Annotated in this window: 27 protein-coding genes; 13 read left to right on the plus strand and 14 right to left on the minus strand. The window is 66.5% G+C overall.

Annotated elements, in window-relative coordinates; translation table 11 throughout:
• Positions 1–40: 40 nt before the first annotated feature.
• The gene (locus ACFO0G_RS04600) at positions 41–436 is read right to left on the minus strand and encodes a VOC family protein (protein WP_376976592.1); all 396 of its coding nucleotides are present in this window, start codon (positions 434–436) and stop codon (positions 41–43) included.
• A 185-nt stretch (positions 437–621) separates the two neighbouring features.
• Entirely contained in the window at positions 622–2,733 is a 2,112-nt protein-coding gene (paaZ, locus tag ACFO0G_RS04605; RefSeq protein WP_376976593.1) for a phenylacetic acid degradation bifunctional protein PaaZ, read from the minus strand.
• Between the two features lie 143 nt (positions 2,734–2,876).
• Here paaZ and ACFO0G_RS04610 point away from each other — a divergent pair, with 143 nt between their 5' ends.
• Together ACFO0G_RS04610 and ACFO0G_RS04615 are read left to right on the plus strand one after the other, a co-directional pair.
• Positions 2,877–3,320, plus strand: coding sequence for a PaaI family thioesterase (locus ACFO0G_RS04610; RefSeq protein WP_286398879.1), 444 nt, complete (start codon positions 2,877–2,879; stop codon positions 3,318–3,320).
• 102 nt (positions 3,321–3,422) lie between these two features.
• A complete protein-coding gene (locus ACFO0G_RS04615) occupies positions 3,423–4,133 on the plus strand; it encodes a DUF4397 domain-containing protein (protein ID WP_376976594.1) in 711 nt (236 codons plus the stop codon).
• Positions 4,134–4,193: 60 nt separating this feature from the next.
• On the opposite strand, the gene ACFO0G_RS04620 is transcribed toward ACFO0G_RS04615, so the two are convergent.
• Positions 4,194–6,395, minus strand: coding sequence for a S1 family peptidase (locus tag ACFO0G_RS04620; RefSeq protein WP_376976595.1), 2,202 nt, complete (start codon positions 6,393–6,395; stop codon positions 4,194–4,196).
• Positions 6,392–7,090: a tyrosine-protein phosphatase gene (locus ACFO0G_RS04625; protein ID WP_376976596.1), complete on the minus strand. Its 699-nt coding sequence runs from the start codon at positions 7,088–7,090 to the stop codon at positions 6,392–6,394. The genes ACFO0G_RS04620 and ACFO0G_RS04625 overlap by 4 nt, the downstream gene beginning before the upstream one ends.
• A gap of 181 nt (positions 7,091–7,271) precedes the next feature.
• On the opposite strand from ACFO0G_RS04625, the gene ACFO0G_RS04630 reads away from it, so the two are divergent.
• Complete coding sequence (locus ACFO0G_RS04630; RefSeq protein WP_376976597.1) at positions 7,272–8,108, plus strand: SGNH/GDSL hydrolase family protein; 837 nt, start codon at positions 7,272–7,274, stop codon at positions 8,106–8,108.
• On the opposite strand, the gene ACFO0G_RS04635 is transcribed toward ACFO0G_RS04630, so the two are convergent.
• Positions 8,105–8,725, minus strand: coding sequence for a GNAT family N-acetyltransferase (locus ACFO0G_RS04635; protein ID WP_376976598.1), 621 nt, complete (start codon positions 8,723–8,725; stop codon positions 8,105–8,107). The genes ACFO0G_RS04630 and ACFO0G_RS04635 overlap by 4 nt on opposite strands.
• A 73-nt stretch (positions 8,726–8,798) precedes the next feature.
• On the opposite strand from ACFO0G_RS04635, the gene ACFO0G_RS04640 reads away from it, so the two are divergent.
• Positions 8,799–9,032: a DUF6480 family protein gene (locus ACFO0G_RS04640; protein WP_286398893.1), complete on the plus strand. Its 234-nt coding sequence runs from the start codon at positions 8,799–8,801 to the stop codon at positions 9,030–9,032.
• Positions 9,033–9,051: 19 nt separating this feature from the next.
• Here ACFO0G_RS04640 and ACFO0G_RS04645 read toward each other — a convergent pair whose 3' ends face one another.
• The 4 genes from ACFO0G_RS04645 to ACFO0G_RS04660 form a co-directional block, all read right to left on the minus strand.
• Complete coding sequence (locus ACFO0G_RS04645; protein WP_376976667.1) at positions 9,052–9,927, minus strand: 3-hydroxyacyl-CoA dehydrogenase family protein; 876 nt, start codon at positions 9,925–9,927, stop codon at positions 9,052–9,054.
• A 19-nt stretch (positions 9,928–9,946) separates the two neighbouring features.
• Positions 9,947–10,750 (minus strand): enoyl-CoA hydratase/isomerase family protein, encoded by an 804-nt coding sequence (locus ACFO0G_RS04650; RefSeq protein ID WP_286398896.1) that lies wholly within the window; start codon positions 10,748–10,750, stop codon positions 9,947–9,949.
• Positions 10,750–11,976 carry a thiolase family protein gene (locus tag ACFO0G_RS04655; protein ID WP_376976599.1) on the minus strand — a complete coding sequence of 409 codons (1,227 nt, stop codon included), beginning with the start codon at positions 11,974–11,976 and terminating at the stop codon, positions 10,750–10,752. The genes ACFO0G_RS04650 and ACFO0G_RS04655 overlap by 1 nt, the downstream gene beginning before the upstream one ends.
• Positions 11,977–12,094: 118 nt before the next feature.
• Positions 12,095–12,769 carry a pentapeptide repeat-containing protein gene (locus ACFO0G_RS04660; protein WP_286398902.1) on the minus strand — a complete coding sequence of 225 codons (675 nt, stop codon included), beginning with the start codon at positions 12,767–12,769 and terminating at the stop codon, positions 12,095–12,097.
• Positions 12,770–12,897: 128 nt separating this feature from the next.
• On the opposite strand from ACFO0G_RS04660, the gene ACFO0G_RS04665 reads away from it, so the two are divergent.
• Positions 12,898–13,074, plus strand: a complete 177-nt coding sequence (locus ACFO0G_RS04665; protein ID WP_142132746.1) for a CsbD family protein — start codon at positions 12,898–12,900, stop codon at positions 13,072–13,074.
• Between the two features lie 90 nt (positions 13,075–13,164).
• Here ACFO0G_RS04665 and ACFO0G_RS04670 read toward each other — a convergent pair whose 3' ends face one another.
• Positions 13,165–14,235 (minus strand): DNA polymerase IV, encoded by a 1,071-nt coding sequence (locus ACFO0G_RS04670; protein ID WP_465251107.1) that lies wholly within the window; start codon positions 14,233–14,235, stop codon positions 13,165–13,167.
• Positions 14,236–14,282: 47 nt separating this feature from the next.
• On the opposite strand from ACFO0G_RS04670, the gene ACFO0G_RS04675 reads away from it, so the two are divergent.
• Positions 14,283–15,023 carry a dienelactone hydrolase family protein gene (locus ACFO0G_RS04675; RefSeq protein WP_376976600.1) on the plus strand — a complete coding sequence of 247 codons (741 nt, stop codon included), beginning with the start codon at positions 14,283–14,285 and terminating at the stop codon, positions 15,021–15,023.
• Between the two features lie 123 nt (positions 15,024–15,146).
• On the opposite strand, the gene ACFO0G_RS04680 is transcribed toward ACFO0G_RS04675, so the two are convergent.
• Positions 15,147–16,607: an amino acid permease gene (locus tag ACFO0G_RS04680; RefSeq protein WP_376976601.1), complete on the minus strand. Its 1,461-nt coding sequence runs from the start codon at positions 16,605–16,607 to the stop codon at positions 15,147–15,149.
• A gap of 207 nt (positions 16,608–16,814) precedes the next feature.
• Between ACFO0G_RS04680 and ACFO0G_RS04685 the strand changes: the two genes are divergently transcribed.
• From ACFO0G_RS04685 to ACFO0G_RS04705, 5 genes are all read left to right on the plus strand, one after another.
• On the plus strand, positions 16,815–17,576 hold the full coding sequence (locus tag ACFO0G_RS04685) for a CPBP family intramembrane glutamic endopeptidase (RefSeq protein ID WP_376976602.1): 762 nt from the start codon (positions 16,815–16,817) through the stop codon (positions 17,574–17,576).
• 52 nt (positions 17,577–17,628) lie between these two features.
• Positions 17,629–18,069: a VOC family protein gene (locus ACFO0G_RS04690; protein ID WP_376976603.1), complete on the plus strand. Its 441-nt coding sequence runs from the start codon at positions 17,629–17,631 to the stop codon at positions 18,067–18,069.
• Positions 18,070–18,091: 22 nt separating this feature from the next.
• Entirely contained in the window at positions 18,092–19,045 is a 954-nt protein-coding gene (locus ACFO0G_RS04695; RefSeq protein WP_286398913.1) for a 1,4-dihydroxy-2-naphthoyl-CoA synthase, read from the plus strand.
• Positions 19,046–19,057: 12 nt separating this feature from the next.
• On the plus strand, positions 19,058–20,284 hold the full coding sequence (locus ACFO0G_RS04700; RefSeq protein ID WP_376976604.1) for an AMP-binding protein: 1,227 nt from the start codon (positions 19,058–19,060) through the stop codon (positions 20,282–20,284).
• 76 nt (positions 20,285–20,360) lie between these two features.
• Positions 20,361–21,242, plus strand: coding sequence for a 1,4-dihydroxy-2-naphthoate polyprenyltransferase (locus ACFO0G_RS04705; protein WP_236799501.1), 882 nt, complete (start codon positions 20,361–20,363; stop codon positions 21,240–21,242).
• On the opposite strand, the gene ACFO0G_RS04710 is transcribed toward ACFO0G_RS04705, so the two are convergent.
• Positions 21,239–21,547: a DUF4229 domain-containing protein gene (locus ACFO0G_RS04710; protein WP_376976605.1), complete on the minus strand. Its 309-nt coding sequence runs from the start codon at positions 21,545–21,547 to the stop codon at positions 21,239–21,241. The two genes, ACFO0G_RS04705 and ACFO0G_RS04710, sit on opposite strands and share 4 nt — an antisense overlap.
• Before the next feature lie 62 nt (positions 21,548–21,609).
• Between ACFO0G_RS04710 and ACFO0G_RS04715 the strand changes: the two genes are divergently transcribed.
• Positions 21,610–21,999: a PLD nuclease N-terminal domain-containing protein gene (locus tag ACFO0G_RS04715; RefSeq protein ID WP_286398920.1), complete on the plus strand. Its 390-nt coding sequence runs from the start codon at positions 21,610–21,612 to the stop codon at positions 21,997–21,999.
• A gap of 50 nt (positions 22,000–22,049) precedes the next feature.
• Positions 22,050–22,580 (plus strand): hypothetical protein, encoded by a 531-nt coding sequence (locus tag ACFO0G_RS04720; RefSeq protein ID WP_286398921.1) that lies wholly within the window; start codon positions 22,050–22,052, stop codon positions 22,578–22,580.
• Positions 22,581–22,594: 14 nt separating this feature from the next.
• Here ACFO0G_RS04720 and ACFO0G_RS04725 read toward each other — a convergent pair whose 3' ends face one another.
• Complete coding sequence (locus ACFO0G_RS04725; RefSeq protein ID WP_286398923.1) at positions 22,595–24,088, minus strand: dynamin family protein; 1,494 nt, start codon at positions 24,086–24,088, stop codon at positions 22,595–22,597.
• Positions 24,085–26,001, minus strand: coding sequence for a dynamin family protein (locus ACFO0G_RS04730; protein WP_286398925.1), 1,917 nt, complete (start codon positions 25,999–26,001; stop codon positions 24,085–24,087). The genes ACFO0G_RS04725 and ACFO0G_RS04730 overlap by 4 nt, the downstream gene beginning before the upstream one ends.
• Positions 26,002–26,111 lie beyond the last annotated feature (110 nt).

A 26,111-nucleotide genomic window follows, 5' to 3' on the forward strand; every position in this document is an offset into this window, starting at 1 on the left:
ACCGGGGCACCCCTGCTGCCGTTTTATCAGCTTGCTGGGCCTAGACCTGGTACTCCAGCTTGTCACCCAGGTTTTCGTGGATGCACAGGATGTTGTGCTCGGTGTCCATGAACCAGGCGCACTTCTCGGACGCCGTCGTGCAAATATGGTTTTCCGTCTTCAGGGTGGGCAGGTCGTAGTCCTGGAACCGGATACCGCGGGCTTCCATGTCCCGGACAGTGTCCTCGATGTTGGCCACCTCGAAGCTCAGCGCGGTGTGCTCGGAATGCTTTCCGTCGGACACCGGCATCAGCTCCAGCAACGGGCCGCCGTCGATGCCGAGCAGTTGGTGTCCATCTTCAGTCGTTCCGCGGTGCGGGAGGCCCAGCTTCTCCGTGTAGAAGCTGCGGGCGCGGGCTGCATCGTCCACCGGCAGGATGGTTGTTACTGAACTCATTGTCAGGTGCATGGGGCCACCTCCTTGTGGGCAGAATTTTACGCTCGGAGATCCGAAAAAAGACCCCCCAAAAAAGCCCATCCCTCCTGCATTAATCCCCCGATGCTCTATCACTTTTGGTCCCTAAAACCGCAGTTTAGGAACCAAAAGTGATAGAGCAACGAGGATTTGAAGGGCGTTAGAGGTTACTTTTCGACGAGGGTGAGGACGTCGTAGGTGGCCACGATTTCGTCGTTCTGGTTGGTGAGCACGGCGTCCCAGGCAACCTCGCCGTATTCGTCGGTTTCACGCGGGGTGATCTTCTTGGCAGTGAGGGTCACCCGGATCGAGTCGCCGGCAGCCACGGGGCTGATGAAGCGCAGGTTCTCCAGGCCGTAGTTGGCCAGCACGGGGCCCGGTGCGGGCTCCACAAACAGCCCTGCGCCCCAGCTCAACAGCAGGTAGCCGTGCGCCACGATGCCCGGGAAGAACGGGTTGGCTTCCGCCGCTTCCTGGTTGGTGTGCGCATAGAAGGTGTCGCCGGTGGAGTTGGCGAACGCGGTGATGTCCTCCAGGGTGACCTGCCGCAGATCGGAGCGGACGGCGTCGCCGATCCGGAGGGTGGACAGGTGCTTGCGGAACGGGTGCGTCCCCTCGGTCTCCACCGTGAAGTTGCGGTCGGCCCCGGTGTGCCACACACCGGTGACGGCGGTCAGCATGTTCGGTGAGCCCTGGATGGCGGTGCGCTGCATGTGGTGCAGCACGGACCGGATGCCGCCCAGTTCCTCGCCGCCACCGGCGCGTCCCGGTCCGCCGTGGACCAAATGCGGAACCGGCGAACCGTGGCCGGTGGAGGTGCGGGCGTCCTCGCGGTTGAGCATGAGGACGCGGCCGTGGTGTGCCGCGATGCCGGTGACAAGCTGGCGCGCCACCTCGGGATCGTTGGTGCAGACCGACGCCACCAGGGACCCACCGCCGCGGGCTGCGAGGCGCACGGCGTCTGCCAGGTCCTCGTAGCCGATCACGGACGATACCGGCCCGAACGCCTCGAGCGAGTGGATGGCTTCCGCTTCCGGGTTGTCCCAGTTCAGGACCACGGGGGCCATGAATGCGCCGCCGTCCACCACCCCTGTGGTTCCGTCGGCGGAGGTGACCGACGGCGAATCAAGCGTTCCGTACGCAAGCTCACCGCCGGCGTCGAGCATTGACTGCACGGCGGCGCGGACATCCTCCAGCTGTTCCACCGACGCCAGCGCCCCCATGGTGACGCCCTCGCCGCGCGGGTCGCCCAGGACGACGCGCTCGGTGATGCGCTTGCCGATGGCGGCGGAGACCGCGGGCACCAGCTCCTGCGGCACGATGGCGCGCCGGATGGCCGTGCACTTCTGGCCGGCCTTGACGGTCATTTCGGTGACCACGGACTTGACGAAGGCGTCGAATTCCGGGGTGCCCTCCACGGCATCGGGGCCAAGGATTGCGGCGTTCAGGGAGTCGGTCTCGGAGGTGAACCGGACACCGCCCTCAACCACGTTCGGGTGGGCCTTCAGCGACTTGGCCGTGGAGGCAGAACCGGTGAAGGCCACCAGGTCGCGGTAGTCCAGCACGTCCAGCAGCCCGCGGACGGAGCCGGAAACCAGCTGGAGCGAGCCCTTGGGCAGGATGTTGGACTCGACGATGGCCTTGACCACGGCCGCGGCAACGTAGCCGGTGGGAGTGGCGGGCTTGACGATCGTGGGGACGCCGGCAATGAACGCGGGCGCGAACTTCTCCAGCATGCCCCAGACCGGGAAGTTGAAGGCGTTGATCTGCACCGCGACCCCGGGAATCCGGGTGTAGATGTGCTCGCCAGCGAAGGAACCGTCCTTGGAGAGCGCCTCCATGGGTCCGTCCACCACCACCTGGGAGTTGGGCAGCTCGCGCCGGCCCTTGGACCCAAAAGTGAAGAGGACGCCGATGCCGCCGTCAATGTCCACCATGGAGTCGATCTTGGTGGCGCCGGTCTGGAAGGAGAAGTTGTAGAAGTGCTCGCGGCGGGCATTCAGGTACTGGGCCAGTTCCTTGAGTTTGAGGGCACGCTGATGGAAGGTCAGCTTGCCCAGTTCATCCTGGCCGGTGGTGCGTCCGTACTCCACCACCCCTGCGAGGTCCAGGCCCTCGGTGCTGACCTTGGCCAGGATCTCCCCTGTGCTCGCGTCCCGGACGGGGACGGCGGAAGCCGACGAGCCGGCGTCGGGCGTCCACCAGGCGTCCATGACGAAGCTGGGCACTGTCTCCACGGTGTCGACCGTGGCCTGGGGAGCTGTGGCTGTGGTGGTCATCGTTGACGGTCCTTCCAACAAGGGGGCAGGCAAACCGGCCGGTCATTACTGACCGTCCGTTCGGTAATATATTCACCATACATGACGTGCCGTACTGCAGACTAGAAGGCCAGCACTGAATTGGCCGCCTCAAAGGAGAACCCATGAACGCCCCTGCCCCGAAAGATGACGCCGGAAGCCAGCCCTCCGAGCACGAACTTTGGAAAATCACCCTCGGGGAGCTGGACGAGAAGATGGGCGTAAAGATCCTGGAAGAGTCCGTGGAGCGCGTGGTGGCCACCATGCCCGTGGAAGGGAACAGGCAGTCGTTCGGGCTGCTGCACGGCGGCGCTTCCCTGGCCGTGGGAGAGGCAGTGGGATCCTGGGCCGCTGTGATCCATGCCAGCACCATGGGCAAGACGGCGGTGGGCGTGGATGTTTCCGCCACCCACCACCGCTCCGCGCGTGAAGGCCAGGTGACCATCACGGCCACCCCTATCCACCTGGGCGGCACCCTCACCACGCACGAGGTGCTGATCACAAACGAGGCCGGCCAGCGGCTCTGCACCCTGCGCATCACCAATCTGCTGATGAAGCGCAAAAACTGACCCAAAAAGTTCTCCGGGACCGCATCCAAGGACGGCGTTCCGCAGGTATTAAGCGCGTAAGTACAAACAGCCCGCTACCGGGCATCCTGCAAGGAGTTTGACATGCGCAAAATGACCTACGCCGCCGGAGCACTCTCGCTCGCCGCTTCGCTGGCCTTCGCCGCTCCCGCCCAGGCCGGCGGATGGCACCACCATGATGATGACCCCGCCCAGCTTTCCGTCCTGCACGCAGTTCCCGGCCTGACCGTGGACGTGTGGGTCAATGGCAACCTCACCCTCGACGACTTCACCCCCGGCACCCTGGCCGGGCCCCTGGAACTGGCCGCCGGAGACTACCAAATCGCCATCACCGCTGCTGACGCCACCAGCGCCGACAACCCGGTGATAGGCCCGGTGAACGTGGAACTCGACGAGGGCCGGAACTACACCGCGGTGGCCCACCTCGATGCCGACGGCACCCCCACCGCGTCACTTTTCACCAATGACACCAAAGCGCCCCGCAATGACCAGAAGGGCAAGCTCACGGTCAGACACGTAGCCGCGGCCCCCGCCGTCGACGTTCTGGCAGGTGGAGTTCCGGTGATTGAGGGACTCAGCAACCCGGACGAAGCCAAACTCAAGCTGAAGGCCGGCACCATCTCGGCCACGGTTGCCGCGGCAGGAACCACCGATCCCGCGATCGGCCCGGCGGACATCACGGTGCAAGGCGGGAAGAACACCATCGTTTACGCCTGGGGAAGCCTCGCAGACGGCACCTTGGCCGTGGCCACTCAGGTGGTTGACGGCAAGGAGCAGGGCCGCGGCCGGCACTGAGTCGGCAGACCGCAGCTGACGCTAAGGGGGCGGAGCTCCGCGGCCCCGCCTCCTTATCGGCTAGCTGGTGGAGCGTCCCTTCCGGCGTCGGACCAGCAGCATCAGCAGGATCCCGACGGCGAGCGCAGCCACAGCGGCGATCGCTGCGGTAATCAGCCCGTCGGCTCCGGTGTAGGCAAGGTCGGCCGGGTTGTTCCGGCTTCCGCCCGTGTTGGCAAGGTCAGCCGGCGCACTTGGCGCGGGGGCGCTTGACGGCGGAACCACGACGGCGGGGATTTCCGTCGGTGGGGCAGGCGACGGGCTCGCCGGGGCCGGGCTGGTCGGCGCCGGGCTGCTTGGGGCAGGACCCGTCGGTGTGGGGCTTGCCGGCGGCGTCGTGGGAACCGGGTCAGTGGGCGCCGGCGGGGCCGGCGGTTCCGCTGCTGCTGGAGCAAACTCAAAGCTGTTGGCTCCCGACCTGCTGAACCCGTTTACTGTCTCAGCCGTGAAGCGGAGCGTACCCGTGCCCTGTGGGGCCGCGAAGCTCCACGTGCCGTCGTCATGGACCGGCACCTCGAACGGGTCTTTGCCCTGGATGGTGACCCGGACTTTGCTGTCCTTCGCCACGGCCGATGCCGGAGCCGCAGGAACCTGGCCGCTGATGACCTGTCCCGGCTGGTAGGTTTCGCCGGGCGCCGGCGCGGTAACGGTTGGTTTGTTGAGGAAGAGTTCCAATTGGTAGCCCGGCAGCACCGCCATGCTGTCCCGCAGGGTGGCCCCCACGGCAAAGTTCTGGATGACGTTCCCGTTCGCGTCGGGAGTGTCCCCGGCTGAGTGGGTTCCCACAGCATAATTGCCGCTCAGGTAAGGGCCGCCGGAGTCACCGCCGCTGGACTGCACGCCATAGGACAGGAAGCCGTTGAAGGCGCGGAGGTCCGTGGGGTCCGTGGCGTAGGCCGGCCCGGGCACTATGAAGATCCCCACCGCGTCCACAGTTCCGCACGACCACGCCGAGGTCCGTCCCGACCGGCAGATGGGCATTCCCACCACGGGATCAGCGCGTCCAATAATCTTCACGTCCGGCCCGGGCTGGGACGGGTCCCCCCACGTGCTGGCAGCCGGAAGCAGGTTGATGTCCTGCCGCAGAGACTGGATGACGGCTATGTCCGTTCCTACGTTTCCGGGGTCAGTGACTGCCCTCTGGTCCGGAGCGATGGGAGTGCTCGGGTCCACGACCCGGGAGTTGCCCGGGCCGCCAAACTGGCTGAAACCGAACTTGCCCAGGAGTCCCAGCTTGTTGAACTGGAATTCCAGGGTGGCGGTTTTCGCTGCCCCATCGGACGCGCAGTGCCCGGCGGTGAGGACGGCGGGCACACCTGCCGGATCGAATGCGGAAAAGCCGGTGGAGCAGACGTATCCGATGTCCGTCTGGTAGCCCACGCCGCCCGGAACGTCGGCCTCGGGCTTAATCGGCGCGCCGCCGTCGAGCTCCACGTTGGCGTAACGGGAGACGAACTGCGCGGGAGAAATTTTTCCGCTTGCGGGGGGTGCCGAGCTCCAACCAGCACCGGAGGAGGCGGACAGCGACTCCGCCGTGTTGATCCCGCCGGTCCTGATCACGAACTTGCCGCCTGCCGCCGCCATGACTGCCTGCAGCCCCTGCGGGCCCACATCGCGCACATACGCCTGGAACAGCTGTTCGGTGTTTTGCGCCAGTTCCGAGCGGGTGCCTTCTGTGGAGGCGGGGGCGGTTGGCGACACAGGTGTTGATGGAGACGGAGCAGCGGACGACGGCGGCGCAACCGGAGGTGCCGCCGGCTGGGGAGCCGGGGCTTCAAGGGTGAGGCCGTGAATCCTGCCGGCGAGCGCAGCAGCAGCAGCCTGCAATTCAGGACCGGAGCCGGTCACGACGATGGAAGTGCCCTCGAGCCGGATACCCACGTAACCGGGCAGCTGGCGCAGCTGCACCGCGGCGGCTGCGGCCTGGGCGCCGAGTTCCGCCGCGGCTTGGAACTGTTGGGGCGTCAGCTTGAGATCGCGCTGCACTGCGTCGGCGAGTGCTGCTTCGGAAAGACCTGTCGAGGTGCCTGTGCCGGATGAATCACCGGTTGACGGAAACGGGCTGGCGCTCGCCGGCGCGGCAGTGCTGCTCCCGGTCCCGGCTACCTGCCCGGAGTCCGGTTCGCCGGCACCGAAGGCGGGGCCGGCCACGTACGCCGATGAGGCCAGCATTCCGGTGGCAGCGGCAAGGGTGAGGACCCGTCGCAGTGTGTCCGCATTCATCGGGCAACCCCCGCTCCGGAAAGAGCCAGGACGGCCTCAAGTTCAGTGGAGGTGAGCCCGTTTGCCAGGAGGTAGCTGCGCGTGTCCAGGCCACGGACAAACGCCACCACCGCGAGACCCCGCTGTTCCAGCAGGGCCGTCAGCTCCGGCTCGTCCAGGTACCGTTCCCTGTTGTGGGGCGGCCCGTGGGTGCGGTAACGCTCGTTGATGCCGCGGGCAGCCCGGCGGTAGCCTTCGGCGATCGCCTCGTCGGAGTCGCCTGCAAGGTCCTGAACCATGGCGGCCACCAGTCCGCTGCGGTCGCGGCCCGCGGCGCAGTGCAGCAGGACGTCCCCCTTGGACGCGGCCCCGGCGATGGCACGGAAAACACCCACCAGCTTTTCGGGGAAAAGCCGGGCGTTCTCCGCATAGTGGGCGGGATCGTTCAGGTAGGGGCCGGTGACGGCGGTGAACCGCGGGTCACCGGGCTCCTCCGTGGGTGCGTGGACCACATCCATGCCGGCCCAGGCAGCGGCAGGCACCACCGGGTCATTGTCCCGGCGCCGCCCTTCATCAGCGTTACGGAGGTCCACCACGGTGCGGACGCCGTCGTCGAAAGCCTGTTTCCACCCTGCTTCCGTCAGCCACTCGCGCCGTCCCATGCGGTAGATGCCGCCGGAAACGTGCCACGCGTTGACAGCGCCATCCCAGTCCATGGACCTGCCCCTTGTGTTCATCCGGACAGCTAACCACACGCCGCTGGGAGCCGCATGTCACATAAGGGGAAGTTGTGGTGAAGCACGAGTGTCCAACGGCCCGTGACAGCTGTGACAGGCGGGAGTACTGTGACCAAAACTTGGCCCCGCCGGAGGGGCACTGAGCAACTGAGGGGAACACATGGGAACAGTTTCAGCACGACGTCGGCCGCGGGCTTTCGCTGCCGCCCTTGCCACGCTGGCGATTACCGCAGGCTTTGCGGCCGCTCCGGCGCAGGCCGTGGACAAAGAGAAGTACATCGCACTGGGAGATTCCTACGCCGCAGGACAAGGTGCCGGGCCGTACCTGGACGCCTGCTATCGCAGCAACAACGCCTATTCCGAACTCGCGGATGAAGCCAAGTCAATCCAGCTGGTGGTGAATGCTGCCTGCAGCGGCAAGACCACCTGGGACGTCGTGAACAGCCAGCTCCGCCAGCTGAACAAGAGCACGGAATTGGTGACCATCACTGCTGGTGGCAACAACATCGGTTTCGGCGACATCATCACCTCCTGCGGGGCTGCCCTGGCCAACCCCGCCGCAGGACCCTCATGTGACGCGGCTACTGCCTCTGCGGCCGCGATGATTCAAAGCGGACAGCTCACCCAGGATGTCATCTCGATGATCCAGAGCGTGAAGGCCGCTGCACCCAACGCAAGGATCGTTGTGACGGGCTATCCGTACCTTTACGACCCGGTCACCCCCAATCCTGCCGATCCACTGTCGCTGTTTATCCAGCAGGCCACCGTGTTGGCCAACGGACTGGATGCCTCCACCGCGGCGGCCGCCAGTGCCACAGGGGTTCAATACGTAGACGTCAGGGGCGCGTTCGCAGGGCACGGCGTCAACTCCGGGGATCCCTGGATCAACCTGGACCTGGCCAACCCCGCAAGCCCGGACAACTTCCATCCGAACGCCGCAGGCTACGAGGCCTACTTCGCTGCGCTCAGCGCTTCCGGCGCCTACTCCGTCCCCTAGCCTCGCCCTTCTCCGCGCCGGTCCAGGCGGTACTCGAGCCCGGCGCGGACGGCCGGCCACTCATGCTCCAGGATGGAGAACACCACGGTGTCCCGCAGGTTTCCGTCACTGGTCCGTGAGTGGCTGCGGAGCACGCCGTCCTGCTTTGCGCCCAGCCGGGCAATGGCCTCGCGCGACTGGTGGTTCAGCCAGTGGGTGCGGAACTCGACGGCGGGGCAGCCAATCGTTTCGAAGGCGTGCCGCAGCAGCAGGAGCTTGGAATCCGGGTTGGTGCCCGTCCCCTGGGCGGACGCTGCGTTCCAGGTGGAGCCTATCTCCACACGCGGGGTGGCGGCATCGATGTTCATGTAGGTGGTCATGCCGATGATGCGCCCCGGGCCGCCGGTCGCGGAATCGATCAGCCGGGTGGTGAACGGCAGCATGGTCCCCTGGTCCTGGAGCGCGAGCCGGCGGCGGATTTCCGCCGCCATTTTGTCGGGCGCGGGTACCGATGTGTACCAGAGCTTCCACAGCTCACCGTCCCTGGCGGCCGCCACCAGGCCGTCGTGGTGTTCCGCGGCGAGCGGCTCGAGGATTACGTAGCGGCCGGTAAGGGTAAGGGGTTCAAGGAAAGTCACTGCACCAGCCTAGGCCCGCGGGAGCGCGGGTTACGCTGGGAAAAGCACCACGACGTCGAGCGAGGGAGTCACCATGTCAGGCCAGAATCCGGACCCGGAAGAGGACAAGCTCACCGGTTTGGAGCCCGGAGGCGGAGTTCCGCCCGGAGAAACGCCGCCCGGCGAAGCGTCCACCAGCATGACGCAGGGCCACGAGGAGAAGGGCCCCAGAAAGGGCACGCAGTTCCTGTGGATCGGCATCATCGGCGTGGTGGTCCTGCTGTGCCTCCTCTACTTCATCGGTTACATCGTGGGCTTCTTCGACTAAGCCCCGTCCGTTTAGGCGGTCATTCCTGGGTGGGCCACTCGAAAAAGCCCTTGCCGGTTTTGCGTCCCAGCTCGCCGCGGGCCACCTTGTCCCTGAGGATCTGCGGGGGCGCAAACCGGTCGCCGAGGGTGGACTGCAGGTATTCGGCGATGCCCAGGCGGACGTCGAGGCCCACGATGTCCGTGGTTTTCAGCGGTCCGGTGGGGTGTTTGTAGCCCAGGACCATGGCGTTGTCGATGTCCTCGGCCGAGGCCACACCTTCCTCCACCATCCGCATGGCCTCCAGCGCGATGGCCACACCCAGGCGTGAGGACGCGAAACCGGGGGCATCGTTGACGACGACGGCGGTCTTGCCAAGTGCCTCCACCCACGTTTTTGCCGCGGCGGCAAGTTCGGGAGAGGTGCGCTCCCCCAGCACCACCTCGATGAGCGTGGATGCCGGGACGGGGTTGAAGAAGTGCAGGCCCAGGAAGTTTTCGGGCCGCTTCAGTTCACGGGCCAGCCCGTTAACCGACAGCGATGAGGTGTTGGACGCGATGAACCCGTCCTCCCCCAGCCGCTCTTCAATGCCCCTTAGCGCCGTTACCTTGAGGTCCCAGTCTTCAGGGACCGCTTCCACCACCAGTTGCCGACCGGTGAAGGCGTCGTAGTCGGTGCTGACTGTCAGCCTGGATGCCAGTTCGTCGAAGTTGGCGTCCACTGCTCCGCGCTCGATGCTTTTCAGTGCCGCCGACTCCACGCGTTCCCGCGCGCCCTCGGCGGAGACGTCGTCGCGCTCCACCACCAGGACGTCGGCGCCCTTGATCAGGAAGGCGTGGGCGATTCCCGCGCCCATACGGCCACCGCCCAGCACCCCCACCAGGTGGGGAAGGCCAGTGGGCAGGTCCGGCTTCATTGATGAATCAGTCACGGGTCTACTTTCCGTCGGCAGGATTGGCGGCGTTTGCCTTCTTGGCCGCGTTTCGGTCCAGGAACGCCTGCATGCGGTCGAACTTGGCCTGGGACTCGAAGAGGATGCCCTGGGCCAGCTGGTCAATGAGAGGGTGGGCTTCCGCAGGCGCGTGGAACACGGACTTGGTGATGCGGACGGCCAGGGGATCCTGGCGCCCGATCCTGTTGGCCAGGCTGTGGGCGGCGTCCAGGAGGTCGGCGGGGTCGTGGATTTCGGTGATGAGATTGATGGCCTTGGCTTCACCGGCGCCAAGGACCAGCCCGGCCAGCAGGATTTGCTTGGCCATCGGCTCACCCACCAGTTCCTTGAGCCGCCAGCTGGCACCAGCGGCGGCGAGGATGCCCAGCCCGGTCTCCGGGTTGCCGATCTTTATGTTGGGGGTTCCGATCCGGAAGTCGGCGGCGTAGGCGAGCTCTGCGCCGCCACCCAGGCAGTAGCCATCCAGTGCAGCGATGACGGGCATGGGCAGCTTGGCGATCCGGACGAAGATTGTGGAGTTGATCCCCTGCAGGGCATCGTCGCGCCGCCGTTCACGCAGCTGGGCGATGTCGGCTCCGGAGGCGAACACGCCATCCACCCCGGCAATGATCAGCACCTTGGGGTTCTGTTCCAGCGCGGCGCAGACCGTGTGCAGTTCGTCCACCATCTGCTGGTCTATCGCATTCTTCACCCCGGGCCGGTTGAGCAGCACCACTACCCGGTCGTCCCGCTCCTCCACCAGGAGGGCGGAGAACTTTTCCTCGGCGAGGTTCACCGGTGCGGCCATCAGACCTTCTCCAGCAGCATCGCCGTGCCCTGGCCGACACCCACGCACATGGTGGCGAGGCCGATCTTGGCGTCTTCACGTTCCATCCGCCCCAGCAGGGTGATGGCGATCCGCGACCCGCTGGAACCGAGGGGGTGTCCCAGGGCGATGGCGCCGCCGTCACGGTTTACGATTTCCGGTTCCAGCCCCAGCCGGCGGATGCAGGCCAGTGACTGCGTGGCAAAGGCTTCATTAAGTTCGACGGCGGACAGGTCACCAACGCTCAGGCCGCTCCGCTTGAGCACTTTCTGGGTGGCCGGGACCGGGCCAATGCCCATGATCTCCGGTTCGCAGCCTGCAGAGGCACCGTCGATGATGCGTGCCCGCGGCGTCAAGCCCAGACGCTCGATGGCGGCTTCGGAGGCGACGATAATTGCCGAGGCCCCATCGTTGAGGGACGACGAGTTGCCTGCCGTGACCACCGATCCGCCGTGTGCCACCGGCTTCAGCTTGGCCAGGACGTCCAGGCTGGTGCCGGGGCGTGGGCCCTCGTCGGTGTCCACCACGGTTTCAGACTTGCGGGTCTTGACGGTTACGGGGACGATTTCGTCCTTGAACCGGCCGGCCTCGATGGCGTCCAGGGCCAACTGGTGGGAGCGGACGGCGAAGGCATCGGCATCTTCCCGGGAAATGTTGTCCACCCGGGCCACTTCCTCCGCCGTTTCCGGCATGGAGTAGGTCATCTTGCCGTCCCGGGACAGGCCGCCGTGCTGGAAGTGGGGGTTGGTGAAGCGCCAGCCGATGGAGGTGTCGAAGATCTGGCCGGGCTTGGCGAAGGCGGTGGTGGGCTTTTCCTGCACCCAGGGCGCGCGGCTCATGGACTCCACGCCGCCGGCGATCACGATGTCGGCGGCGCCGGCCTTGATCATGTGGCTGGCCTGAATGATGGCGCTGAGGCCCGAGGCGCAGAGCCGGTTGACGGTGATCCCCGGAATGTGGAGGGGCAGTCCCGCCAGCAGGGTGGCCATCCGGGCCACGTTCCGGTTCTCCTCGCCGGCACCGTTCGCGTTGCCGAGGATCACTTCCTCAATGCTCTCCGGATCCAGGCCGGCGCGCTGCACCGCTTCCCGGACAACCAGGGCTGCAAGATCGTCCGGCCGCACGGAGGACAAAGCCCCTCCATACCTGCCCACCGGCGTTCGGACCCCGCCAACAAGGAAAGCCTGCGGACCTGCGGTTGCAGCCATGGAAACACCCTTCACGCGATAAACAGCACTGTCATCGGCGGCCGGTACAGCGGAATCCTCCACTTACCGACCGTTCGTTCTGTAAATGGTACACGGCAGGCCGTGGGTGCGCATCCGGTTACAGCACCGTGACCCCCAGATGCACCGCGATCAGCGGTGCCAGCAGGTTCAGTTGGTACTCATCGATGACGAGCCCGGACAGGCTGCCGAGGCCGCTGACCTTGCGGAACTCCGTGCCCCTGAGGTCGAAGTCCTTCAATTTTGCTCCGCTCACGTCCAGCGATCCCACGGTGCAGTCCTCCAGCTTCACCCTTGTGGCGGTGGCGGCTCCGAGGTCCAGTTCATTGATGATGCAGCCGCTGACAAGGACGTCGGTGAGCTTGGCGCCGCGGAGGTTGAGGAAGTCGATCTTGCCGCCGTCGATCCGGACGGACTGCCAGCCGCTCTCATACAGTTCGGCCGAGCCCAGGCGGGGATTCCGCAGTTCGGATTCGCGCCAGGTACTGCGGGCACCGCGGAAGACGGGCGCGTACACCTCGGCCAGGAGGCAGTCGCGGAAGGACGCGCCACGGAGCTGGGTTTCGTTGAAGGACGCGGCGTCGAACCGACATTCCGCAAAGACGGCATCCCCCAGATCGAGGCCGTCCATGGAGGCCCGGTTGAACCGCACATTCTCATGCCGCCCGCCGCCGCGGAACACTGGATCCGGCAGCTCTTCAAGGTCACGCAGGTCCACGGGGGTCAACCGGGGCGGGGCCACCTTGAGCGCTGCTTTGCCACGTGCTTTATTCATGGTCCCGAGCCTAGCGGTGGGGCCTGACAGCGGGCAGCAGCTGCTGCGCGGGGCTTGAAATAATAAGCAAGCTTTGTTTATCGTGAAAGTGCACGGTTGATCGACGGAAACGAAAGGAGGCCGGAACCATGGGCCTCGGAGACAAGATCAGTAACGCGGCAGAGAACCTTGGCGGCAAGGCCAAGGAAGCTGCAGGCAACGCGACCGACAACGACCGCCTCAAGGCAGAAGGCCAGGCCGACCAGGTTAAGGCAGACGCCAAGAAGGTGGGCGAAAGTGTCAAGGACGAGTTCAAGCGTCATTAGTCCTTGCTGATGCAGCCGCAGCGAACGGCGTGCTGCAACAGCCCAAACGGCGGCGGATCCAGTGGATTTGCCGCCGTTTCGCTGTCCACCTCACCAGCCGCTGCGGGTCGGGGTGTGGCCCTGCCGCGAGTCTTCCGGCATGGTCATCTCGACCCGGAGGCCAAGCAGACGGATGGGCTGTCCCGGTTCGATCTTCGCGGCGAGGTCAAGGGCCCGTGCCAATACTTCTGCGGAATCTGAGGTCTCGGGAATCTTCCGCGCGTAGGTCCTGGTGGTGAACGGCGCGTACCGCACCTTCAGCGTCAGGCCAACCACGGGCCTTCCCTCGGCAGCAACATCCTCCAGCACCCGCGCGGCCAATTCCCTGACGGCGTCGCCAATTTGTTCGGGGTCTGTCAGGTCACGCTGGAAGGTGGTCTCGCGGCTGTGCCCCCGCGGCACCCAGGGTGTATCGTCCACCACCCGGGAGCCGTCACCCCGCCCCAGTTGGGCGTACCAGGGACCCATTTTCGGGCCAAACTCAGGCACCAGGTGTTCGGGGTCCACCGCTGCGAGCTCGGCAACAGTCTTGATCCCGAGGGTGGTCAGACGGCGTGAAATCCTGGTTCCCACGCCCCACAGCTCGACCGTAGGCCGGCTCCCCATGACGTCGAGCCAGTTCTCTTCCGTGAGCCGAAAGACGCCTGCGGGCTTGCCGAATGAGGTGGCCACCTTGGCGCGGAGCAGGGTGTCGCCGATGCCGACGCTGCAGTGCAGGCGGGTTTCCACCAGGACGGCCTCCTGCAGTTGCCGGGCGAACGCCTCCGGATCGGGGGTCTTGACGCCAACGAATGCCTCGTCCCAGCCGAGCACCTGGACGGTGGTTCCCGGCTGCGAGCGCAGCACCGCCATGACCTTCTCGGACGCTTCCAGGTAGGCCTCGTGGTCCACCGGCAGGATGACGGCGTCCGGCACTTTCCGCGCGGCGATGCGCAGCGGCATTCCCGACCCGACCCCGAACGCCCTGGCCTCATAGGATGCGGTGGACACGACGGCACGTTCCGTGGGGTCCCCACGGCCGCCGACAATCAGGGGCTTTCCCGCCAGCTCAGGGCGCCGGAGCACTTCAACGGCAGCGATGAACTGGTCCAGGTCCACATGCAGCACCCACTGTTCGCTCACAAGCCCCAGTCTGCCCCGGCGGGGCTACAACGGGCTAGCCTTGGGCCATGACGAACGTAGACCTGAGCACGGCCGCCGGCGGATCCACCTTCCTGCACGGCTACCTTGCCGTGCCCGAAGGACAGGGCCCCTTCCCCGGCGTCGTCATGATCCATGAAGTGTTCGGCCTCGATGACCAGACCCGCCGGCATGCGGACCGGTTGGCCCGGGCCGGCTACCTCACTCTGGCGCTGGACCTGTTCAGCGACGGGGGCCCGCGACGCTGCCTGGTGGGAACCATGCGTGCCATGGCAGCCAGGACAGGCAGGCCCTTCATCGATATCGCCACCGCCCGCACCTGGCTGGCGGAGTCGGAACTCAGCAACGGCAAAACGGGGGTGATCGGGTTCTGCATGGGCGGCGGGTTTGCCCTGCTCACCGCCCGGGATGGGTTTGACGCCGCCTCCGTCAACTACGGACGGCTGCCGGGCAAGGAGCAACAGGACCTGGTGGACGCACTCCGCGGCGCCTGCCCCATCGTGGGCAGCTACGGCGGCGCGGACAAGTCACTGAAGGGAGCTGCGGCCCGGCTCGAATCAGCCCTGGACCAGCTGGGCATCGAGCACAGCGTGAAGGAATTCCCCGGCGCCGGCCACGCCTTCCTCAACGATGAAGAGCTGGGGCCGGTACTCCTCCGCCCGCTGATGCGGGTCATGGGCGTAGGTCCGGACCCGGAGTCCTCCCCCGAGGCCTGGCAGAGGATCGAGGACTTCTTCGCGCGGCACCTCAAGGATGGTGCAGCACCTTAAGGACCAAGCGCTGTACGGCATCCGGATACAACAAGGACCAAGCGCTGTACGGCATCCGGATACAACGACGACGGCGGGCCGCCCTCCCCAGGGGCAACCCGCCGTCGAACGTTGTTCAGGAAGTCAGCTGTAGAGCTCGCTCTTGGGCTGGTTGTTCTTGACCTTCTGCCAGCCCAGCCACAGGACCACCGCGAAGAACGGGATGGTGGCCAGGGTCCACAGGCCCAGGTAGAACACCTCGCCGTCCTTGCTGGTCATGGTGTCGAAGCCGATGAGCACGGTGATGGCGAGCAGGGCGATGAGGCCGGCCCAGCTGGTCCACGGCGAGCCCGGCATGGGCAGGCTGGAGACGTTGCCCTTCTTCTTCCGCAGCGCGATCTGGCTGGCGAAGATGGAGCCCCAGGTGAAGATGACTCCGATGGAGGCCGTGTTCAGGGCGAGATCGAAGGCGTGCGAGCCGCCCAACCAGATGTTCAGCAGGATGCCCACCAGGTAGACGGCGCCGATTGCCAGGATCGCGGCGTAGGGGACGTGGCGGGTGGACATGCGGGTAAGCCACTGTGGGGCGTGGCCATTGTTGGCCATGGTCCGGAAGATCCGGCCGATGGAGTACAGGCCCGAGTTGCAGGAGGACAGCGCTGCGGTGATGACGATCATGTTCATGACGTCACCCATCCAGCCCAGGCCCATCTGGCCGAAGACGGTGACGAACGGGGAGGTGCCGGCCTTGTATTGGTCCGAGGGCAGGAGCATGGCCAGCAGGGTTACGGAACCGACGTAGAACACCACGATGCGGACCACGACGGCGCGGATCGCCTTGGGCACTTCGCGTTCGGGGTTCTGCATCTCACCGGCCGTGATGCCCACCAGTTCGATGGCGTTGTAGGCGAAGATCACGGCGTTCAGCACCAGGATCATCACCAGGGCACCCTTGGGGAACATGCCGCCGTCGGCCGCGAAGAGGTTGTTGACGGATGCGTGGCCGGCGCCCACCTTGGCATTGGTGACCACCATGAAGGTGCCCACGGCCAGGAAGATGACGATTGCGGCAACCTTCAGGACGGAAGCCCAGAATTCGAACTCGCCGAACGCCTTGACGCTGAACAGGTTCACGGCCACCAGCAGCACCAGCGCGGCGATGGCGGACAGTTCCACGGGGACGTTGGGGAAGAAGAACTGGAAGTACAGGCCGATCGCGATGAGCTCGGCGATGCCGGTCATGGCCCAGTTGATGAAGTACATCCAGCCGGAGAGGAAGGCGCCCTTCCTGCCGAACATCTCGCCGGCGTAGCTGACGAACGAGCCGGAGGTCTGCCGGTACATGATGAGTTCGCCCAGGGCCCGCATGAGCAGGTAGGCGATGACGCCGGCGATGGCGTAGGAGAAGATCAGGGCGGGGCCGGTGGAGGCGAGGCGTCCGCCGGCTCCCATGAAGAGGCCGACGCCGATGGCGCCGCCCATGGCGATCATGGTGACGTGGCGGCGGCCCAGGGTCTTTTTGTAGCCCTCGGCGCTGAGGGTGGGGTCGACGGCGGAGGATGGCGCCGTGCTGTTCTTTAGGTCTGTGGGGGTACTTTGAGGCACAACTGTTCCTTGTGGGTTGGGGGTTGGCCGCATCCGGTCTCCGTATGATCGAGCTCACATAATTCGGTTTAGCGGCCATATAGCCAGCGAATGTGAGGGCGAACCATCGAACTGCCGAAGCTTCACGCGACCTGACCATCTTACAACCTGGCGTGGAGTGGTACGTGACCCGCACTACACGCCCCGGCCCGGCGATAGGCTGGGAGCATGGCAACAGCCCACCGCTTACCGCCCGCCCCGCAGCCCCAGCTGTACCGTTTCTCCCCCATGGACGTGGCCACGCTGTGCCTCTACGTTGCCATCGCAGGATTCTTCGCCGCCGCCGGGGATTTGGTGGCCCCGTTTCTGCGCCAGATAGCACCATCCCCTGCAGCGGCCTCCTACGCAGTGAACCTGCTGTTCTATGCCTCAGTAGGAATACTGGCGCTCCTGGCGGCCCGCAAGGTGGTGGTACGCGACCTCAAGGTCCTGGCAACCCGGCCCTGGTTCACGCTGCTTATGGTGCCGGCGTCCGTCATCGCCATGATGATCCTCACGGCGGTGGTGGTGGCGGCGAACGGGCAGGTGGAAACCTCGCAGAACCAGGCCGGCCTGCAGGCACTGATGCAGCAGGTCCCCGCCTGGCTCATGGTGCCGCTGCTGGTGGTGGTGGGTCCGTTCGTGGAGGAGTACATCTTCCGGCATCTGCTGATCGGAAAGCTGGGCAGGCGGGTCAACATCTGGATCTGCTGCATCCTGTCCGTGGTGCTGTTCGCGGCACTGCACATCGTGGGGCAGGAGGCGATCACCCTCACCGCCCTCCTCCCCTACCTGGCCATGGGCGCCACGCTCGTGTTCGTCTACATGTGGACCGGGAAGAACGTCATGTTCTCCTACTTCGTGCACGCCGCCAAGAACCTGTTGGCCGTGATTCTGGTCTATGCCATCCCGCCGGAACTGTTCAACCAGATGCAGAACGTCCAGGCGTAAAGCTGCTCCACCGGACCTTCCGCAACGCCCCACCCACCTCTACCGTGGACGCATGGGACTGAATATCCAGATAGTTGTCGATTCCGCCAGCCCGCATGAGCTCGCGGACTGGTGGGCAGAAACGCTTCAGTGGACCGTGGAACCGCAGGACGCATCCTTCATCCGCTCCATGATCGAGCAGGGCTACGCCACCGGTGACCAGACCATGACCCACCGGGGAAACCTGGTGTGGAAGGACGGCGCCGCCATCAGGCCGCCGGAAGAGATCGAGTCCAAGGCCCCGGAGCGGCGCATCCTGTTCCAGACCGCGCCGGAGGGAAAGACGGTCAAGAACCGGGTGCACTGGGACGTCCGGCTGGACGGCCGGGACAAGGACGAGGTGCGGCGCGAACTCGAGGCACGGGGTGCAACTTTCCTCTGGTCCGCCCGGCAGGGCCCGCACTCCTGGCACACCATGGCGGACCCTGAGGGCAACGAGTTCTGCATCAGCTAAGCACGATTACTAGACTTGGACGGTGAGCAACCAGATCCCAGCCCCGGTGTCCGATGTCTTCGATCCCACGCGCTGGCGGGTGGTCTCCGGTTTCGAGGACTTCCAGGACATGACCTACCACCGGCAGGTGGAGCGGGATGCCGACGGCGGCTGGGTACGTGACCTGCCCACGGTCCGGATTGCGTTCAACCGGCCCGAGGTGCGCAATGCGTTCCGGCCGGGCACCGTGGATGAGCTGTACCGGGCCATGGACCACGCCCGGATGACGCCCGACGTCGCCACGGTCCTGCTCACCGGCAACGGCCCCTCCCCCAAGGACGGCGGCCACTCCTTCTGCTCAGGAGGGGATCAGCGGATCCGCGGCCGGGACGGCTACCGGTATGCCGACGGCGAGACCCAGGAAACCATCGACCCCGCCCGCGCCGGCCGGCTGCACATCCTGGAAGTCCAGCGGCTGATGCGCACCATGCCCAAGGTGGTCATCGCCGTCGTCAACGGCTGGGCAGCCGGCGGCGGTCACTCGCTGCACGTGGTGTCCGACCTCACCATCGCCTCCCGGCAGCACGGCAAGTTCAAGCAGACGGATGCCACCGTGGGAAGCTTCGACGCCGGCTACGGTTCCGCGCTCCTGGCCCGGCAGGTGGGGCAAAAGACTGCCCGCGAGATTTTCTTCCTCGCCCGCGAATATTCCGCTGAAGACATGGTCCGCATGGGCGCCGTGAACGAGGCCGTGGACCACGAGCGGCTGGAAGAGGTGGCACTGGAATACGCCGCGGACATCGCCAGGCAGTCCCCCCAGGCCATCCGCATGCTGAAGTTCGCCTTCAACCTGGCGGACGACGGCCTGGCCGGCCAGCAGGTGTTCGCCGGCGAGGCCACCCGCCTGGCCTACATGACGGACGAGGCTGTGGAGGGCAAGGAGGCCTTCCTGCAAAAACGCGACCCCGACTGGTCACGCTTCCCGCACTACTTCTAAGGCAGGACGGCAATGAACAGCGAAGCATCCCCCACTCCGGCCCCAAGCGGTCCGCTCAACATCGGACCCGCCCTGAAGGCCCTCGCGGCTGCCCTCCACGGCGAGGGCCCCGCCGTCGAACTGTCCGTGGGCCCGGATGGCGAACTCGTCGTGGGGCACGTCGAAACCCCCGGCTGCGACGACGCCGTGGCCGTGGTCCGCACCTCCGGCTCCACCGGCGTCCCCAAGGCCACCCTGCTGACCGTGGAGTCCCTGGCAGCCTCTTCCATGGCCACGGCGCTGCGGCTCAAGGGCGAGGGCCAGTGGCTGCTGGCACTGCCGGTGCAGTTCGTGGCCGGCATCCAGGTGCTGGTCCGTTCCCTGTTCGCCGGCACCCGGCCGTGGGTAATGGACATGTCCGGCGGCTTCACCCCGGAGGCCTTCACCGCAGCGGCATTGGAACTGACGGACAAGATCCGCTTCACCTCCCTGGTTCCCACGCAGCTCCAGCGCCTCCTCGATGATCCGTCGCCGGACACGCTGGCCGTGCTGCGCCGCTTCAACGCCGTCCTGCTGGGCGGAGCTCCCACGCCGCCGGCACTGCTGGCCGCTGCCCGCGAGGCCGGCGTCCGTGTGGTCACCACCTACGGTTCCGCGGAGACCTCCGGCGGCTGCATCTACGACGGCTATCCGTTGGAAGGCGTCTCGGTCCGCGTGGACACCGACGGCCGGATCCTGCTGGGCGGGGACACCGTCGCCGCCGGCTACATCGAGGCACCCGATGAGGAAACCGGGACCTTCTTCGAGGAGGACGGGGTGCGCTGGTACCGCACCAGCGACCTGGGCTCCATTGACGACGACGGCCGGCTCACCGTGCTGGGCCGCGCCGACGATGTGATCATCACCGGCGGCGTGAAGGTTTCCGCCGGCCACGTGCAGGAACAGCTGGAGAAGTCCGACGCCGTCGCCGCGGCTTACGTGGCAGGCGTCCCGTCCGCGGAGTGGGGGCAGGCCGTGGCCGCCTACGTGGCCCTTGCCCCTGCGGGTACGGACGGCAGGGAAGGCACCGCCGGAGAAGGTGCCGCCGGGCAGGAACCCGGGGATCCCGCCGTCGTACTTCAACAGCATTGGCAGCGGCAGCTGGGGGTTCTGGCGCCCAAGACCGTCCTCACGGCGCCGGCGCTGCGGATGCTGCCCAACGGCAAACCCGACCGGCTCGCCATGACCGCCGAACTCAGCGCCCTCCACCGGGGAAAGTAGAGTTGGACCTGCACCACCGCGGCGGGTGCACCTGTTCCATCCTGCCGTCTTACCGAAACAACACGAGGTACTAACCGTGGCCACAGCCGCCCAATGGATCCAAGGCGCCCGACTCCGGACGCTGCCGGCAGCGATCGCGCCGGTGCTGATCGGCACCGCCGCCGCCTACGAGATGGACTCGTTCCTGCTGCCCAACGCCATCCTCGCGGCGCTGGTGGCGCTCCTGCTCCAGGTTGGCGTGAACTTCGCGAACGACTACTCGGACGGCATCCGCGGCACGGACGACGACCGGGTGGGGCCGCTGCGGCTGGTGGGATCGGGCGCTGCCAAGCCCGAACACGTCAAGTGGGCGGCGTTCGGCACGTTCGCCCTGGCGATGGTGTTCGGCCTGGTCCTGGTGTTCCTCACCCAGGCCTGGTGGCTGATCCTGGTGGGCCTGGGCTGCGTCATGGCCGCCTGGGGCTACACCGGCGGCAAGAACCCGTACGGCTACATGGGCCTGGGCGATCTTTTCGTGTTCGTCTTCTTCGGCCTGGTGGCCACCCTGGGTACCACCTACACCCAGGCCGGGCACATAAACCTGTCCTCGGTCATCGGCGCCATCGGCACCGGCCTGATCGCCACCGCACTGCTCATGGCCAACAACGTCCGGGACATTCCCACGGACATGCAGGCCGGCAAGAAGACCCTCGCCGTGCGGCTGGGGGACAAGCATGCGCGGGAAAGCTACGTCCTGATGCTCGCCGTCGCCATCCTGCTGGTAGTAATCCTGGCGCCGGCCCGGCCATGGATCCTGATCGTGCTGCTGCTCATCCCAGCCTGCCTGATGCCGGCCTGGCTGATGATCAACGGCCGCAAGCGCAAGAGCCTCATCCCGGTCCTGAAGCAGACCGGCCTGATCAACCTCGGCTACAGCGTGCTGTTCTCACTGGGACTGATCCTCAGCCACGGATTCTAGCTGTTCTTGGTGCCCTTGGCGTTGTTGATGGTAATGTCCGGGTTGGCGTCCAGCAGCGCGTCCTCGGCGTTGGCGTCCTGGACTTCACCGGCCGAGCGCAGCGGCTTGGCCTTCCCCGAGAAACGGTGCTGCAGGGCCGCCGCGGCAGCATCGCGCTGCTTCTGGAAAAACAGGTAGCTGATGGCAAAGGCAATGAGCGCGGCGCAGATCACGGCCATCAGCACGCCTACCTGCAGAAGCATAAACACGACAAACAGGGGAACGAAGATCGCCAAACGGATAAGGGAATATTTCAAAAAGGCCACTATTCAAGTTTAGCCGCCTCCGCCCGGCGGCCCCTGCCCGTCCTGACGATAGACTTAACGGCATGCTGTTCCGTGTGGCTTTGGCCGTCGCAGTCCTCGTCATCTTCGTGTATGGCCTGGTGGACGTGATCCGCACTGAAGGCCGCCTTACCCGGGGCATCTCGAAACCGGCCTGGATCATCGTGCAGATCGTCCTGCCGGTCCTGGGCGCCATTCTGTGGCTGCTGATCGGGCGCCCGCGCGGCACAGCGCAGCCGCGGCCCAGCTACCCCCACCCCACGGCCCCGGACGATGACCCGGACTTCCTCCGCAACCTCGAGGCCCGCCGCCGCAACCAGGCCGAGGCCGAGCGGCTGAAGAAACTCCGGGACGAACTGGAGGCAAAGACCAAGGAGGACGGCGGAAAAGGCCAGCGCGGCACCGATGAACACGATACCGACGGACTGAAATAGGACCCATGGCGCCGGCCTCCCCGCCTGGCGGAGAAGAGCGCAACTGGTCCGTGCCCCCACCGAGGCCCGGCCTGTCCTACTCCACCCCGCCGCCCATCCCGGTCATCCCCCCGCTGCCCCGGGTGGTCCGCACTTCCCGCTCGCTCTGGCTCTTCAGTTTCGCCGCGGGACTGGCCGTCCTGCTGGGATCCTTCGTGGCCCGCGAATCCAACCTTCAGCGGTTGCGCGGCCTGGTGGCGGATATGGCAGCAGGCCGGGACGCAGCGTCCGTGAGCACGACGGCGGAAGTCGTCTTCTGGGGAAGTGTCGGAGCACTGCTCGCGGTAACCCTGCTTGAGGCGGTGGCGCTTGCCGCCGTGCTGGGCCGCCGAAACTGGGCCCGCTGGATCCTGCTTCCCCTGCTGGCCAGCCATGTCCTCATCCTTGTCCTGGCATCGGCCTTCCTGGTCCCCGCCGGTGCCGCCGGCAGCTACGTGGTGATGCTGTGGGGCGCCGGGCTGCTCCTGGCGCTGGCCGGGTTGTCGCTGCTCTTCCTGCCATCCGCCGGGGCATGGCTGAAGCCGGAGCGCGGGAGCAGCTGAGGTGACCTGGGACCCTACGCCGACTGCGGCTGCCGGTCCCCGCGCGCACATTCTGCCAGCATCCCCTCGCAACTGCGGATCACCACCCGGCAGGCTTCGCCGGCGGACCGTGCCGTCAGCGGACTTTCAGCGACTGCACGCCAGCGGGCCAGGCAGCGCCTGGCCTCAGCCGCCAGCATTTCGGGTCCGGCATCTGCTGCCGCGGCCAGCCGGCGGTAGGCAGCTGCGCCCTGGCCGCCGACCAGCCGTTCGGCTTCCGCAGCCAGCTCAGGGGCCAGCTCCACCCCCGAGGTCCGCAGCGCCGCCAGCAGCCGGAGCTCGCGGAACTCGTGTGCGTTCGCCTGGAGCCGCTCCAGGGATGCCGCCAGGTGTTCCGTCCCCTGCCGCGGCCGGCTGGCCAGGAGGTTTTCCACCGCCGCCAGGGCAGTCCTGGCCTTGAGCTCTTCCGCCCTGGCCTGGAACTGCCGGTCCAGCACGTCCAGCAGGGGGTCCAGGCCGCTCCGCCGCGCCAGCTCGTGGGCCAGCGGCGTGGGTTCGGCAAAACCGTTGCGGATCAGGACCACGGCCAGGCGGATGCCGAAAAGCCCGTAGCGCTCCAGAAGGGACGCCCGTGCCTCCTCCGTCAGGCCCGCCGGCGCGGCGGACCGGCGGAACCTGTCGGCGGAGAGCATCATCCGTTCTCGCTCGGTTCGGTCCAGGGTGGCCAGCAGCTGGAGTGCTTCGAAGTCCGGCTGGCGCAGGGTGCGGGCGCTTTGGGCCAGTAGCCCGGCCACCGGGACCACGCCGAGGGCAAGCTTCCGCAGGTTGGGATCGCGGCTGTACCTTTCCGCGATGTTCCCCGCGGACAGAAGGGAGTCGATGCGGCCGGCTCCCACCTCGTCGGCCCGGGACAGCACCCCGATGGCGTTGACGGTGCCCGAGCGGCCAGACTCTGTGTCGCGGAAGGCTTCCAGGAACCTCAGGTCGGATGCGTGCATATGGCGCATCAGGTAGATAACAGCGTCAGCTTCCGACGGCGAATCCTCCGGGGTCAGGAACGCCAGGGACCTCGCGGACACGTCCTGGGAGACGGAGGCGATGCCGGGGGTGTCGATCAGGGTCATGGCCTGCAGTGCCGGCGCCGGCCATTCGACATCGAGCCGTTCCACTTCTTCCGCGCGTACGCCGTCAAGGACGAAGACCAGGCGCCCGTCCACACGCTTCAGCGGCAGGGTCATGGGCTCCCCCGCAGCGGGGTGGAGCGTGATGCGGGGCGTGTGGCCGTGACGGTACCAGGTGACGATCCGGGTGCACTCGCCGGTGTCCGTGGGGGCGATCTCTTCACCGATGATGGCGTTCAGGAGTGTGGATTTGCCGGCTTTCACCATGCCGGCAACGGCAATCCGCAGCGGCTCCGCCAGCCGCCGCGCATAGCCCTGCAGTTCCTGGGTGGCCTGCAGGTCGTCGGCGTACACCTCCAGGGCTTCCCGAATCAGCGCCGCCGCCCCGGCCGTGGTGGACGCCGTCATCCCACCCCCGCCGCTGTTTGGGTCCTGGCTGCGGCTGCCTCGGCGGCCACGGCTTCTGCAGCCCGGTGCAGCGCATCCACCTTCTTCAGCTCAGCCCTGATGTCCCGGATGCGCCCTTCCTTCTCCTGCGCGTACGAGTTCGCAGCCTTCTGCGCCGCGGCCACCGAGTCCGACAGCGACCTGTGGTATTCATCCGCGATCTCGGTGAAGTGGTCGCGGATGGTCCGCTGGACCAGGCGCAGCCTGTCCTTCAACTGCTTCCCCACCTGGAACGTCACATCGTCCAACTGCCGCCGCACCAGCGCTTTCGCCTCGCCCTGGCGCCGCTTCAGCCGGGTCTCCTTGTCCTCCCGGTAGGCCTTGCGCCCCAGCAGCAGCCCGGCGCCCACCGACAGCGGATTGATGAGGGCCATTCCGAAGATCCCGGTCAGGAGGCCGAACATCAGGACGCCGCCGTAGGATCCGCGCATGCCGATCAGGACCTTCTGGATCGGATTTACCCGGCCGGGATCCAGTTCCGGCATCTGCTCCACCGGATCCAGGGCGTCGCCGGAATCGGAGACATGCAGGACCGGCAGCGCTACCTCGTCCGCCGCGAAATGCCCAGCCACCTGGGCGGCCAGCCATTGCGACCGCTCGCTGGTCCAAACGAACGTGTCCGAAACCGCTGCGGCAACACATTCTTCGAGCCACTGCGAGAACTGCGGCCACACGGGACCGGGATCGCCTTGGTCGATAGCGTTCTCGGCTTCCCGTTGGATCGCGCGAAGGCGGTCCCGCAGGTCATACTCCATGTCGGCGATGAGGTCATTGATGCCGTCGCTAAGGGTGAGCTGCCAGCGGGCGGACCGCTTCCGCAGGTGGTCCGCCTCCGTCCTGGCCTGTTCCAGCTCTGCGAGCATCTGCGGCGTGCCACCCGGGTTTTCCAAGGCATCCAACTCGGACTGCAGGGACAGCCTCAGGTTCTCGGTGACGGACAGCAGGTCCTGGCTGACGGAACGGCGCTGGATCCGTTCTGCCTTGCCCACCACGTCATTGCGGAGGTGGGCCACCAGTGCCGGGAAGCCGGATTCGTCGTTGAGTTCACTGTCCTGGAGCCGCGCAGCTTCCAGGCGAAGGTCCGCGGACAGAGGCAGCAGCGGGATATCAGACGCCACCTGGCCCAGGTGCGCCCTGTCCAGCTCCGCCACCCGCCGCCAGTCCGGATACAGGTCTGTCTTGGAGAGGACGGCCGCAACGTTGGGGGTTATCCGCATGGCCTGGCGGAGGAACCGCAGTTCGGGTTCCGTGTATTCCTGCGACGCGTCCGAGACCAGCAGCATGGCGTCTGCGGTGGGCAGGGCCGTGAGGGTGGTCAAAGTGTGCGTTGAGCCCATGCCGCCCACGCCAGGGGAATCGATGATGCTGAGCCCGCCCGTGAGGAGCCGGCGGGGCAGGCAGACCTCCGCGGCTGCTATCTTCCTGCTGTTTCCGGGGTTTCCCTGCTCGGAAACAAGGGCCGGCAGGTCGGCAAGCTCGACAGGCCGACGCTCAATTCCGCCGCCGGCAGCATCCCCGGCCGGGTTTTCCACCGGGGAGTTGTCCGGGGCGGCATTTCCCGGGACCAGGACGGCTGCCGACGCCGGCTCCCCATAACGGACCACTGTGGGGACCGACGTGGCGATGTCGTCATCCACCGGGCATACCGGCGCGTTCACCAGGGCGTTGATGAGTTTGCTCTTTCCCTGCTTGAACTCCCCCACCACAATGACCCTGATGCTCGGGTCCTGCAGCCTGGCCATGGCCTGCTCCAGCCTCCGGCGCAGGTCTGTGCGGTCCCCGCTGCCCACCAGCTGCAGGCCCTGTTCCACGAGCTTCCCCAACTGACCGGCAGTAACCGGCCCCGGTGGCCTTGCCGGTGCTGCTTCTGCCACAGCGTGTCCCCCTGTCGATGCCGAAAATTCCCAACGTCGGTAATACCGGAAGAGCCCGGCAGGAGGTGGATGCCTCCTGCCGGGCGGTTTGCCTCCCGCGAACAGCGTGT

Source organism: Arthrobacter sedimenti (assembly GCF_042652025.1).
GTDB classification, from domain to species: Bacteria; Actinomycetota; Actinomycetes; order Actinomycetales; family Micrococcaceae; genus Arthrobacter; species Arthrobacter sedimenti.

Bases quoted from the DNA above. Each gene is read 5' to 3' on its own strand.
- ACFO0G_RS04610 (WP_286398879.1), top strand. From the start codon at position 2,877: ATGAACGCCCCTGCCCCGAAAGATGACGCCGGAAGCCAGCCCTCCGAG.
- ACFO0G_RS04600 (WP_376976592.1), bottom strand. From the start codon at position 436: ATGAGTTCAGTAACAACCATCCTGCCGGTGGACGATGCAGCCCGCGCC.
- ACFO0G_RS04620 (WP_376976595.1), bottom strand. From the start codon at position 6,395: ATGAATGCGGACACACTGCGACGGGTCCTCACCCTTGCCGCTGCCACC.
- ACFO0G_RS04655 (WP_376976599.1), bottom strand. From the start codon at position 11,976: ATGGCTGCAACCGCAGGTCCGCAGGCTTTCCTTGTTGGCGGGGTCCGA.
- ACFO0G_RS04640 (WP_286398893.1), top strand. From the start codon at position 8,799: ATGTCAGGCCAGAATCCGGACCCGGAAGAGGACAAGCTCACCGGTTTG.
- ACFO0G_RS04650 (WP_286398896.1), bottom strand. From the start codon at position 10,750: ATGGCCGCACCGGTGAACCTCGCCGAGGAAAAGTTCTCCGCCCTCCTG.
- ACFO0G_RS04645 (WP_376976667.1), bottom strand. From the start codon at position 9,927: ATGAAGCCGGACCTGCCCACTGGCCTTCCCCACCTGGTGGGGGTGCTG.
- ACFO0G_RS04615 (WP_376976594.1), top strand. From the start codon at position 3,423: ATGCGCAAAATGACCTACGCCGCCGGAGCACTCTCGCTCGCCGCTTCG.
- ACFO0G_RS04700 (WP_376976604.1), top strand. From the start codon at position 19,058: ATGAACAGCGAAGCATCCCCCACTCCGGCCCCAAGCGGTCCGCTCAAC.
- ACFO0G_RS04665 (WP_142132746.1), top strand. From the start codon at position 12,898: ATGGGCCTCGGAGACAAGATCAGTAACGCGGCAGAGAACCTTGGCGGC.
- ACFO0G_RS04625 (WP_376976596.1), bottom strand. From the start codon at position 7,090: ATGGACTGGGATGGCGCTGTCAACGCGTGGCACGTTTCCGGCGGCATC.
- ACFO0G_RS04725 (WP_286398923.1), bottom strand. From the start codon at position 24,088: ATGACGGCGTCCACCACGGCCGGGGCGGCGGCGCTGATTCGGGAAGCC.
- ACFO0G_RS04660 (WP_286398902.1), bottom strand. From the start codon at position 12,769: ATGAATAAAGCACGTGGCAAAGCAGCGCTCAAGGTGGCCCCGCCCCGG.
- ACFO0G_RS04690 (WP_376976603.1), top strand. From the start codon at position 17,629: ATGGGACTGAATATCCAGATAGTTGTCGATTCCGCCAGCCCGCATGAG.
- ACFO0G_RS04630 (WP_376976597.1), top strand. From the start codon at position 7,272: ATGGGAACAGTTTCAGCACGACGTCGGCCGCGGGCTTTCGCTGCCGCC.
- paaZ (WP_376976593.1), bottom strand. From the start codon at position 2,733: ATGACCACCACAGCCACAGCTCCCCAGGCCACGGTCGACACCGTGGAG.
- ACFO0G_RS04715 (WP_286398920.1), top strand. From the start codon at position 21,610: ATGCTGTTCCGTGTGGCTTTGGCCGTCGCAGTCCTCGTCATCTTCGTG.
- ACFO0G_RS04685 (WP_376976602.1), top strand. From the start codon at position 16,815: ATGGCAACAGCCCACCGCTTACCGCCCGCCCCGCAGCCCCAGCTGTAC.
- ACFO0G_RS04675 (WP_376976600.1), top strand. From the start codon at position 14,283: ATGACGAACGTAGACCTGAGCACGGCCGCCGGCGGATCCACCTTCCTG.